The organism is Thiohalocapsa sp. (assembly GCF_022340605.1).
Lineage (GTDB): Bacteria > Pseudomonadota > Gammaproteobacteria > Chromatiales > Chromatiaceae > Thiohalocapsa.
Window position 1 is genome coordinate 1 of the sequence record NZ_JAJDNQ010000097.1, and the last position, 11,114, is coordinate 11,114.

Genomic DNA, 11,114 nt, shown 5'->3' on the forward strand with positions numbered 1-11,114 from the left:
AGCCCACCCGCCATCCCCAGCGGGTCAACCGTGCCGTTTCCTTCAATGCCATCAAGCACAACGCCTTCGACATCCTCTTCGGCGACGAGGATGCCGAGACGATCCGCAAGCGCCTGACCGCCTTGTTCCTGACCAACCCCATCACGTACCGCGAGGGGCGTAACCCCCCACGCAAGAACACCTCCGACCGCGGCCTGCTCGACTACCACCGTCGCCGGCGGAAGCACTGCTACTGAACACGAGATGGCTAAAGTCAATGGCAGTGACGCTTCAGAGGCTGCGCAAGTATTCGGTGTAGGCGGCTCTTGTGGGAGCGGCACTCTCGGTGCCGCGACCGGCGGCAAGGCACAACGCCCCAGCCGAGTGACTGTCAACCGGCAGGCAGTTGCGCAGCCGTCGTCGCGCCACAAAAGGCAGTGGCGCTCCCACACCGGCGCGCCTGGAGCAGCCGTTATGAGAGGTCGGGTTAGCGCAGCGTAACCCGGCAATACGCGTCGGCGTGCCATTGATTGTCGGGTTACGCTATCGCTAACCCGACCTACGATCCCAGCACGACAGCGCGCAAGTCCCTATACCGTCTCAGGTCGTTGTCGTTGTCTTGGTCGTGGTATCAAACTGCGGATATTCGATTACGACTCCGATTACGACAACGAGCTAGCCCAGTCTCGGAGTTTCCGCGGCGAAGCACCAGACTTTCAGCGCGGATCTTCCGGGCAGCGCCGGGCCACCCGGCATCGCCCTGAAGAAAACGCGCCGTGTACATTCCTGATTCGTCCTCACCAGCCCCGCCGCCGCCTCCGCCAGCGGCGCCGTCAAAACACCTTCAAGCCCGATCGCCGCCGCGATAATCCGACGAGCGGTCCCGAGATCCCCGTGCCCTGATGGGGGCATCGAAAAATTTCGTCGCCGCGTCGGCGCCCGACTGCGGCGTGTGGCGCCCGTGGGGTCCCTGCGCAAGTGACAGATCTTCAAGCGTTTTGCAGGATTCTCCGCAGACGCCTGGCAGTGCCCATGTCCGAGTGCCAAGCTTGACTTTCGAACATTGATGAATTGTCATTGTCGGCTACCGCGCTGCGGCTGTGGCGTGCCATTTTCCATGGTGGAAAACCACAACCTCGGTTCCTTTTTCCCCAGTCCGTCTAGAGGGTACTATGGAAGCGACTGCCGATCGGCTAGCCGAACAGAAGTACAGTTTCGACGTTGTCCGCTGGTTCACGATCATGGCGGTCGTGTACCTCGTCGTGGGTGCCACGGTCGGCGTCTATATCGCCTCCGAGCTCGCCTGGCCCTTCCTGAACTTCGACACCCCGTACATCTCCTTCGGCCGCCTGCGGCCGCTGCACACCAATGCGGTCATCTTCGCGTTCGGCGGCTGTGTGCTGATGGGCACGGCCTTCTACACGGTGCAGCGCACCTGCGGTGTCAAGCTCTGGAGCGAGAAGCTGGCCTGGTACACGTTCTGGGGCTGGAACCTGGTCATCGTGCTGGCGGTGCTGACGCTGCCGCTGGGGCTCACCCAGTCCAAGGAATACGCCGAGCTGGAGTGGCCCATCGATATCCTGATCGCCGCCGTCTGGCTGGCGTTCACGTTCAACTTCATCATGACCATCGCCATCCGGAAGACCTCGCACATCTATGTGTCGAACTGGTTCTTCCTCGGCATGATGATCATGATCGTCTATCTGCACGTGGTGAACAGCCTCGCCATCCCCGTGGGTCTGTTCAAGTCCTACAGCCTGTTCTCCGGCGTGCAGGACGCCATGATCCAATGGTGGTGGGGCCATAACGCGGTGGGCTTCTACCTGACCGCGGGCTTCCTCGGCATCATGTACTACTTCGTGCCGAAGCAGGCCAACCGCCCCGTCTACTCCTATCGCCTCTCGGTCATCCACTTCTGGGCGCTGATGTTCGGCTACGTCTGGCTCGGCGCGCACCACCTTCAGTACACCGCACTGCCGGACTGGACCGGCTCCCTTGGTGCCGCCGTATCGCTGGCCATGATCATCCCGTCCTGGGGTGGCGCCGTGAACGGCATGATGACCCTCTCCGGCGCGTGGGACAAACTGCGCACCGACTACGTGCTGCGGTTCCTGATCATCGCGCTCGCGTTCTACGCCATGTCCACCTTCGAAGGGCCGGTCATGTCGCTGAAGACCGTCAATGCGCTGTCCCATTACACCGACTGGACCATCGGCCACGTGCATTCCGGCGCGCTGGGCTGGGTGGCCGGCATCTCCATCGGCGCCATCTACCACCTGATGACCCGCCTCTGGCATACCGAGATGTGGTCCGAGAGCCTGGTGAACGTGCACTTCTGGACCGCCACCATCGGCACGGTCATCTACGTCGTGGCCATGTGGGTCTCCGGCATCATGCAGGGCCTGATGTGGCGCGCCTACGACGAGTACGGCACCCTCGCCTACACCTTCGTCGAGTCCGTTGCCGCCATGCACCCCTACTACGCCATGCGTGCGGTGGGCGGCGGCATCTTCCTGCTCGGCGCCATCATCATGCTGTTCAACATCCTGATGACCGTGCGCAAGTCCGCCCTGCAGGGCAGCCTGCGTGAGGCCCGCGGCACCCTGACTCCCGCCGCCGCCTAAATCGCTACGCGGCCAGCAGAATCGAAGCAGGAGTATTGCAATGTCCGACAGCAACAATGCGTCGAATGGCCTTCAGGCATGGCTCGAGCGCAATATCTGGGGCCTGGTGATCGCGCTGGCGATCGTGCTCTCGGTGGGCGGTATCGTCGAGATTGTCCCGCTGTTCTATTTGAAGGGCACGGAGGAAGCGACGCGCTTCCCGCAGATCGTCTGGGATAAGGCCGGCAAGGAGCCGATCGTCGCCGTTACTTACGAGCACGACGCCAAAGGCAAGATCAAGCGCGACGAAGCGGGCGACCCGGTGGTGGTCGAGATGAAAGAGAACTGGGTCGCCGGTGACGGCGTCCGCCCTTACACGGCCCTGGAGCTGGCCGGTCGCGACGTCTACCAGCGCGAGGGCTGCTACCTCTGCCACTCGCAGATGGTGCGTCCCTTCCGCGATGAGCGCGAGCGTTACGGCCATTACTCGCTGGCCTCGGAGTCGATGTTCGACCACCCATTCCAGTGGGGCTCGAAGCGCACCGGACCGGACCTCGCCCGCGTCGGCGGCAAGTACTCCGACCAGTGGCAGCGCCAGCATCTGACGAACCCGCGCTCGGTGGTGCCGGAGTCGGTGATGCCGAGCTACCCCTGGCTGGCCAAGCGCGAGATCAGCGCGAAGCGGATGCAGCGCCACATGCGCGGACTGCGGGCCATCGGCGTGCCCTACAGCGACGCCGACATCGAGGCGGCGGACGGGCTGCTGGCCGGCAAGACCGAGATGGACGCGACGATCGCGTACCTTCAGGTCCTGGGCACCATGGCCAAGCTCGAACCCGGCGTCGACTACCGGCAGTAGCTCGCCATGGACGCCCTTGCGGAGCATTTCCGCACCGACTGGGCGGCGATGACCGCCGCCGACTGGGTCGGCACGATCCTGACGGTGGTGATCTTCATCGCCATGCTGGTGGCCTACTTCCAGGTGTTCCGGCCGAAGAACCGGGAATCACTCGAGTCTCGAAAGCACATCCTGTTCGAAGAAGATCGCGACGACCTCGGAGACGACGATGGCCGAAAATAACCCCTACCCGGGTGAGAACAACACCGGGCACTTTTGGGATGACAACCTGCGGGAGCTGACCAATCCGCCCCCGCGCTGGTGGATGATCGCGTTCTGGGCCTCCGTCGCATGGTGGGTGCTGTATGCCATCCTCTATCCCATGTGGCCCGCGCTGCCCGGTCATAACGTCGACGGCAAGGAATTCACGCCGGGCATCCTCGGCTGGACTTCCATCAAGGAGTATAAGAAGGGCGTCGAGCAGGTGGAGGCCGTGCGCGCGCAGTATGACAAGCAGATTGCCGGCATGACGGCCGAGCAGATCATTCAGGACCCGGGCCTGTTGCAGTACACGCTGGCGTCGTCCAAGGTGTTGTTCGGCGACCACTGTGCCGCCTGCCACGGCAGCGGCGGCCAGGGCAACCCGGGCTATCCGGTGCTCGCCGATGACGATTGGCTCTACGGCGGCACGCTCGCGAAGATCACCGAGAGCATCACCAACGGGCGCAAGGGCGCCATGACGGCGCACGTCAACATCCTGTCCGACGCCGAGATCGACCAGCTCGCCAACTTCGTCGCGGGCATGTCGCAGGGCGGCAAGGGCAGCGAGGCGGACTGGGCGCTGTTCAACGCCAAGGGCTGCGTCGCCTGCCACGGCCCGAAGGCGACTGGCGTCATCGCTGAGCTGCCCAACGGGGAGATCGTCACCGTGGGTGCCGCCAACCTGACCGACAGCATTTGGCGCTTCCGACCCGGCGGCTACGAGAGTGCCAAGCACACCATCACCTACGGCGTGAATCAGCCGGGCGTCGCGCAGACCCGCAACGCGGTGATGCCGTCGTTTGCGCAGCAGGGCAAGTTGGAGGGCAGATTGACCCCCGAGCAGATCAAGATGCTGACGGTGTACGTGCACGAGTTGGGCGGCGGAAAATAACAACCGGACAGAGAGGAGGAGGATATGCACTTCGACGCGGTCTTCTGGGGCGCGATCGTCAGCGTCGCCATCGCCGTCGTGATCTTCGTGTTTCTGGCCTTTAAGGTCGTGAAGCTGATGAACGAGGACGCGGCGCGGCACAAAGCGGGCGGCGAGCAGTCATAACAACACGAGGAGGAGAGGCGGAGGAGGGGATCCGAGGATCCCCTTTTTTTTGGCCAAGTTCTTGGCAGGTGTTAACGCTGGCCGGTGCGGATTATCGTTTGCTCCCGGCCGCGGGCGCGGCGCAGAATGCGCCGGGCTCGCGCGTCGTTTGAGCCGGAGCGCACCGGCAGCGCAATTGTGGTGGACCAGATGTCTGAGAGTTTCCCCGCTAGCGGCGGTGCACGGCACGCGGACATGGACGAGATCTATGCCGAGGCCGAACACTGGCACGTCAACACCGGCAACGAGACCATTCATGCCAAGCGCATTCCCGGGCGCTGGCGCACCATCAAGTGGCTGGCCGCCTCGGTTTGGCTGATCTTCTTCCTGGGGCCTTACCTACGCTGGGACGGTCGTCAGGCCGTGCTGTTCGACATCCCGAACCGGCAGTACCACCTGTTCGGCGCAACCGTGCTGCCACAGGACTTCTGGATGCTGTCGCTGTTGCTGCTGTTCTTCGCCATCCTGCTGGCGGTGGCCACGGCGCTGGCGGGTCGGGTCTACTGTGGCTATTTCTGCTTCCAGACGGTCTGGACCGATGTCTTCACGCTGATCGAGGAGAAGCTCGAGGGCAACCCGGCCCAGCGGCGCAGGCTGGACGCGGCGCCGTTCAGCCTCAAGAAGCTGCGCACCAAGGCGATCAAGCACCTGAGCTGGGCATTGATCGGGTTCATCACCGGTTTCAGTTTTGTCGCCTGGTTCTACGGCGCCGACAAGCTGTGGCGGGATTTCTTCGTCGGCGACGCGAACGTGGCCGTATACGCCGCGGTCGCGCTGTTCACGGTCGGCACCTATGTGCTGGCGGGTTGGATGCGGGAGCAGGTCTGCTTTTGGCTGTGCCCCTATGCCCGCATCCAGGGCGTGATGCTGGACCGCACCACCGTGGTGCCCACCTACGACGAGGGTCGCGGCGAGCCGCGCGGCCGCATGAAGAAGGGCGAAACGGAGGCGAACCGCACCACCGGCGATTGCGTGGATTGCAGCCAGTGCGTGGCGGTGTGTCCCACCGGCGTCGACATCCGCCAGGGCCAGCAGGAAGGCTGCATCACCTGCGGGCTCTGCATCGATGCCTGCAACGCGGTCATGGACAAAGTGGGCCGCCCGCGTGGGCTGATCCGCTATGCGTCACTGGACGAAATGGAAGGCAAGCATGCGCCGCCTATGTTCGCACGGCCCCGCGTCTGGGTGTACATCGCGATCCTGGTGATCGCACTCAGTGGGATCATCTATGGCCTGTCGTCGCTGACGGCCATCGATCTCAAGGTGCTGCACGAGCGCGCGCCGCTGTACGTGCAGCTGAGTGACGGCTCGTTCCAGAACAAGTACACGGTCAAGCTGCTGAACAAGACCAACGAGGACCTCGACATCGCCATCTCCGTCGAGGCCGACGTGCCGGTGACGGTAACCCGGCTGGAGGATTCCATCCCGGCCAAGCACGGCGAGGTTACGCCCGGCATCCTCTTCGTGAAGATCAGGCGACAGGATCTCTCCGGCGAGAGCGTCCCGCTGACCTTCGTGGCGACGGCGCAATTGCCCAACGGCAGCGAGATCAAGGCGTCGCGCGAGAGCGCCTTCTTCGGACCAACGCAGTAGTGAGGCAACCGATGGCGAATCCTTCAATCACAGCCGGCCCCACGGCCTCCTCGGGGCGTGACCCGCGCGACGCACCGCCGCGCCAGTCCGGCTGGAAAAACCCCTGGGTGATCGGCTGGATCGGCCTGATCGTCGTCGTCCTCGGCGTCAACATCACCATGGTGGTGCTCGCCATCGTCACCAATCCGGGCCTCGTGCGCGACGACTACTACGAGGGCGGGCGCAAGGTGGAGCGCACCATCGAGTCCCGCCTCGCCGCGGAATCCAAGTGGACCGCCCGCATCGACACGCCGGAAGACATCCGCGCCGAGGCGCCCGCCAGGGTGCACTTCGCCGCGGTGGATAAGGCGGGCCAGCCGATCCGCCCGGACACCGTGACCTACTACGTCTACCGCCCATCCGATGCCGGCCGCGATTTCTCGCTGCCCATGACCGCCGTGGGGCCGGGCCTGTTCGAGGCCGACGTGACCTTCCCGCTGCCTGGCGTCTGGGACACGCTGGTGTCCGTGCGACTCGGTGACGAGGAAGAAACCTATCCGCAGCGCATCGGCGTCGCTCGGCCCTGATGCCCTGCCCTGGTGCCCCATCCTGATGCTTCGGGCTAGCGGCACTCGCGGTGCCGCGTGGGAGCGGTACGCTTGGTGCCGCGATGTGTGGGAGCGGCACGCTTGGTGCCGCGACGCGCCGTGATCCGCACGCGCAGCTATTCCTCCCCCAACTGCCGACACGGCGATCGCGCCAATGGTAAGCGTATCCGCTGATCACCTGCCCGACCGGTCGACTGCGACTGGCAGCGCGTCGTTGAGCCCCACCAGCCACACCTGCTACCACTGCGGCCTGCCGGCCGACGGCGACATCAGCGCGCGCATCGACGGCGTGCTGCGCCAGTTCTGCTGCAACGGCTGCCGCTCGGTCTGCGAAGCCATCTACGCCGCCGGCCTCCAGGGCTTCTACCGGCGTACGCCCGAGGGTCAGCTCCTGGGTCCGCCGCCGGAGCCGCCCAAGGACCTGCGGCTCTATGACCTGGACGAGGTCCAGCAGGAATTCGTCGTAGGCAGCGGCGAGGTCCGCGAGGTCAACCTGCTGGTGGAGGGCATCCACTGCGCCGCCTGCGTCTGGCTCATCGAGCAGGGACTGGGCTGCGTGGACGGCGTCGCCGAGGCGCGGGTCAACCTCACCGGCCGGCGCCTGCGGCTCAAATGGGACGGCACCCGGCTCAAGCTGTCCGCGCTGCTGCAACGCCTGGCCGACCTCGGCTACGCGGCGGTGCCCTTCGACCCGCAGGCGGCGGAAGGCACCCTCCAGCGCGAGAACCGGCGACTGCTGTTCCGCATGGCCTTCGCGGCCTTCGCCGCGATGAACCTCATGTGGATCTCCATCGCCCTCTACGCCGGCGCCGACGAGGGCGAGTTCCGTACCCTGTTCCAGTGGATCGGCTTCGCCATCGCGACGCCGACGCTGGCCTACTCGGGCTGGCCCTTCTATGCCGGGGCATGGCGCGGGCTCAGGCAGTTGCACCTCGGCATGGACCTGCCCATCGCGCTGGGCGCGTCCATCACCTACCTGTACTCCCTCTATGCGACCGTCATGGGCAGCGGCCACGTCTACTGGGACACGGTGGTCAATTTCCTGTTCGTCATCCTGGTGGGCCGCTACCTGGAGGCCATGTCCAAGCGCCAGGCCGTGTCCGCCACGCAGCGGCTGCTGGACCTGCAACCACGGGTGGCGACCCTGCTCAAGGACGGCGAGGAGTCGCTCGTGCCCATCCGCGCCGTGCGCCCCGGCGACGTCATGCTGGTGCGCCCCGGCGAGTCCATCCCCGCCGATGGCGAGGTCCTGCGCGGGCAGAGCTCGGTGGACGAGTCCATGCTCACCGGCGAGTCCAGGCCCGTCGCGCGCGCCGCCGGTGACGCCGTGTCCGCCGGCACATTGAACGGCACCGGCGCCCTGGAGTTGCGTGTCTCTGCCGTGCTGCGCGACAGCGCGCTTGGACGCATCGTCGAGCTGGTGGAGGCCGCGCAGGCGAGCAAGGCCCCCATCCAGTGCACCGCCGACCGCATCGTGCCCTGGTTCGTCGGCATCACCCTGGCCCTGGCCGCGCTGACCTTTGCGTTCTGGCTGCACCAGGACACCGAGACGGCGCTGATGGCCGCCACCTCGGTGCTCATCATCACCTGCCCGTGTGCCTTTGGGCTCGCCACGCCCATGGCTATTGCCGTGGCCTCCGGCACCGGCGCGCGCAATGGCATCCTGGTGAAGAACGGCGCGGTGTTCGAGGCGCTGTCCGGCATCGACCACTTCGTCTTCGACAAGACCGGCACCGTCACCGAGGGCCGCCCGCAGGTCACGGCCGTGCACGATGCCGGCTGCCGCTGGCCCTTGGACGCGCCGGCCGGGTGGGGTGACCTGCGCCGCGAGCGTCTCGCCCTGGCCGCCGCGCTGGAGCGGCGCTCCGAGCATCCCGCCGCGCGAGCCATCGTCGAGCTGGCCGATGCGGCGGGCGTCCGCTACAAGGCGCTGACCGTCGAGGACTTCCGTGCCGAGCCCGGCTTCGGCGTCCGCGGCCAAGTCGATGAAAGCGATGTGGTGATCGGCACCGCGGACTGGCTCGCCCGTTGCGGCGTCGAGTCGGCCGGTGCTCCGCTCGCCCAAAGCACCGGAGCCGAGCTGGATGCCACGGTCCATTGCGCCGTCGATGGCGTGGACGTGCTGCACCTGACCCTGCGCGACCGCCCGCGGCCGGACGCCGCCGAAACCATCCGTGCGCTGCGTGCCGACGGCATCCACGTGACCCTGCTCACCGGCGACCGCCGCGCCATCGCCGAGGCCATCGCCGCCGAGATCGGCGCCGATCAGGTCATCGCCGAGGTGCTTCCGGCGGACAAGGACGCCGTCATCGGCCGCCTGCGCGACGCCGGTCAGCGCGTCGCCATGGTGGGCGACGGCATCAACGACGCCCCGGCGCTGGTGCGGGCCGACGTGGGCATCGCCGTCGGTAGCGGCACCGACGTGTCCATCGCCAGCGCCGACATCGTGCTGATGGCGAGCGAGCTTGCCCGCGTGCGCGACGCCGGCACGTTGGCGCGGCGCACGCTCGAGGTCATCCGGCAGAACATCGGCCTGTCCATCGCCTACAATCTCGTCATGGTGCCGCTCGCCATGGCGGCACTCATCACCCCGCTGGTGGCGGCCATCGCCATGCCCCTGAGCTCGCTCGCCGTCATCGGCAACTCCGCCCGCATCCGCGGGTTCGTCGGCGGCCGCGGTGGCCGCAGCGGCGCCGGCTGACGCCCGCTCTGGCGCGTCTCCCGCCCGCCGGCCACGGCACTGGTCAAACGTCGGCGCATTCACCCCAGCGAGGAGGTACCCATGGACGTCATCTATGGCCTCATCCCCGGCATGCTCATCCTCGGTCTCGTCGCCGTCGGCGTCCTGTTCTGGGCCGCCCGCTCCGGCCAGTTCGACGACCTCGAGGGCGACGGCCAGCGCATCCTGATGGACGATGATGTGCAGGAGCGCGACCCGCGGCGCTTTCCCGACGCGGACGATTGACCGATCGTGCGATCTATCCCGACGTCACGCGGTGTTAGGTACCCCATGGACTGGACAGCCGCACCAGCGCTTGGCCAGAGCGCCATCTTGCCGGGTAGAAGCGGACGCTGACCAGCCGTTGGTCTAGCGGCAGGATTCGGCATATTCAGGTCCCTGCACTAGCCGGGGCGGTGAGCCGGGGCACTGCGCATCGGCGCGATGCGGCTGGGCTTGCCCCGGACCGCTCAATCGGCCGATGGATCGGCGAAATCACGGTGGCCCGCGGCCGGCGTGTCGGCCTCCAGGTCGACACGGCCAAGCATCGTTCCAAGACCGGTCTCGGCCAATAGCTGTCACCGCCGTGCGCATGCGAGAGGGTCCCCAACACACTCATTCCTGACACTGCGTGCCCGCGTGCCGAAGACTCACGACCCCAACTCGGCCACCGAAGCGTAGACAAGGAACTGGCCGGTCCCGGTTGCCGCTGGTCGTCTTTTGGCTCCACCCAGCCGGCCAAGTCTTCGAATTAGACAGCACTTTGCACTTTTGGTCTGGCTACGATATTAAGGGTAATCCGCGACCGGTTACAATGTCTGGTGCCGCTAACTTAAGGTCGGTCCTATCCGCCCCGGGCACGCGATCGTTCAGTCGTGCCAGCAGTAGCGCGCACTGTTCACGATGCGGAAAATGCTAATCGTCCCGGAACTGTCCGCAATCGCGAGGACAGCCGGCAACCTGAAGCGAATAATTCGCAGGGGATACTGAGATGTCTGTGATTACCGATGTCAGAATCAGCTCCCTATGGCTTCTCTTTTGGCTGCTATCAGGAGCCGTGTGGGCTTCGGGCTTACGCTTCGAGGATGCAGAACCTATTCCACTCTTTGACAATCCATTCTCTATTGACAAGCAAGAATCCGACTATTATCTCAAGTTTGAGCTTTTCGAAGGAGAGGGAGTGACGGTAGCTTTGACGGCGCATGTGAATTCTGGATCGATGTCCTTCTACGCGTACCAGCCGGACGATCAGAATAATTCGTTTGCGTCTGCGACGTACATTGGTAATGGAGAGACCAAGACAGCATCTTTTACCGCAAAGGTAGGCGGGACCTACTGGGTGAAGGTGACCGGGAGCGTTGGAACTGCTGATGTGGCGGTTTATCGCGCTTTCTTCAATGCTGGAGTGACGGATGCGAGCCGTTCTTTCTATTCTACG

Annotated in this window: 10 protein-coding genes and 1 pseudogene; all 11 read left to right on the top strand. The window is 65.3% G+C overall.

Features of this window, described 5'->3' with window-relative positions; translation table 11 throughout:
* Positions 1-236, top strand: a pseudogene (locus LJE69_RS13090) (IS4 family transposase); the annotation flags it as partial.
* Between the two features lie 915 nt (positions 237-1,151).
* Positions 1,152-2,603, top strand: a complete 1,452-nt coding sequence (ccoN, locus tag LJE69_RS13095; RefSeq protein ID WP_296925730.1) for a cytochrome-c oxidase, cbb3-type subunit I — start codon at positions 1,152-1,154, stop codon at positions 2,601-2,603.
* A 40-nt stretch (positions 2,604-2,643) separates the two neighbouring features.
* Complete coding sequence (gene ccoO, locus LJE69_RS13100; RefSeq protein WP_296925732.1) at positions 2,644-3,441, top strand: cytochrome-c oxidase, cbb3-type subunit II; 798 nt, start codon at positions 2,644-2,646, stop codon at positions 3,439-3,441.
* A gap of 6 nt (positions 3,442-3,447) precedes the next feature.
* A complete protein-coding gene (locus LJE69_RS13105) occupies positions 3,448-3,663 on the top strand; it encodes a cbb3-type cytochrome c oxidase subunit 3 (protein ID WP_296925734.1) in 216 nt (71 codons plus the stop codon).
* On the top strand, positions 3,650-4,573 hold the full coding sequence (gene ccoP / locus LJE69_RS13110; protein WP_296925735.1) for a cytochrome-c oxidase, cbb3-type subunit III: 924 nt from the start codon (positions 3,650-3,652) through the stop codon (positions 4,571-4,573). Before LJE69_RS13105 ends, ccoP begins: the two co-directional genes overlap by 14 nt.
* 24 nt (positions 4,574-4,597) lie before the next feature.
* Positions 4,598-4,738: a hypothetical protein gene (locus LJE69_RS13115; protein ID WP_296925737.1), complete on the top strand. Its 141-nt coding sequence runs from the start codon at positions 4,598-4,600 to the stop codon at positions 4,736-4,738.
* A 189-nt stretch (positions 4,739-4,927) separates the two neighbouring features.
* Positions 4,928-6,370, top strand: a complete 1,443-nt coding sequence (ccoG, locus tag LJE69_RS13120) for a cytochrome c oxidase accessory protein CcoG (RefSeq protein WP_296925739.1) — start codon at positions 4,928-4,930, stop codon at positions 6,368-6,370.
* An 11-nt stretch (positions 6,371-6,381) separates the two neighbouring features.
* Positions 6,382-6,936, top strand: a complete 555-nt coding sequence (locus LJE69_RS13125) for a FixH family protein (protein ID WP_296925741.1) — start codon at positions 6,382-6,384, stop codon at positions 6,934-6,936.
* A 235-nt stretch (positions 6,937-7,171) separates the two neighbouring features.
* Positions 7,172-9,658, top strand: coding sequence for a heavy metal translocating P-type ATPase (locus LJE69_RS13130; RefSeq protein ID WP_296925743.1), 2,487 nt, complete (start codon positions 7,172-7,174; stop codon positions 9,656-9,658).
* Between the two features lie 81 nt (positions 9,659-9,739).
* Complete coding sequence (gene ccoS / locus LJE69_RS13135) at positions 9,740-9,922, top strand: cbb3-type cytochrome oxidase assembly protein CcoS (protein WP_296925744.1); 183 nt, start codon at positions 9,740-9,742, stop codon at positions 9,920-9,922.
* A gap of 745 nt (positions 9,923-10,667) precedes the next feature.
* Positions 10,668-11,114, top strand: a 447-nt coding sequence (locus tag LJE69_RS13140) for a hypothetical protein (protein WP_296925746.1), incomplete at its 3' end; no start/stop codon positions are given.